This is a genomic window from Nocardia cyriacigeorgica, assembly GCF_010858045.1.
Lineage (GTDB): Bacteria > Actinomycetota > Actinomycetes > Mycobacteriales > Mycobacteriaceae > Nocardia > Nocardia cyriacigeorgica_E.
Genome location: NZ_JAAGVC010000351.1, coordinates 1 through 285 on the forward strand (window position 1 = coordinate 1; position 285 = coordinate 285).

Sequence of the window (285 nt, forward strand, 5' to 3'; positions counted from 1 at the left end):
GTGTTCGAGGCCCTGCACGATATGGGTGAGCCGGTCCGCGCGCTGGCTGCGTTCGCCGAGGTACTCGCTCCCGGCGGCGCGGTTCTGGTGGCCGACGAGCGGGTGGGTGCCGAGTTCACCGCGCCCGCCGACGAGCTGGACCGGCTCAACTACGCATTCAGCGTGTTGCACTGCCTGCCGGCCACGATGGCGGAATCCACCCATATCGCCAACGGCACCGTGCTGCGTCCGGACACTGTGCGGAGCTGGGCGCAGGCCGCCGGGTTCGACCGCATCGAGGAGCTG

The 285-nt window shown here is 70.2% G+C and carries 1 pseudogene; it reads left to right on the forward strand.

Features of this window, described 5'->3' with window-relative positions:
* A pseudogene (locus tag GV790_RS30010) lies at window positions 1-285 on the forward strand (class I SAM-dependent methyltransferase); the annotation flags it as partial.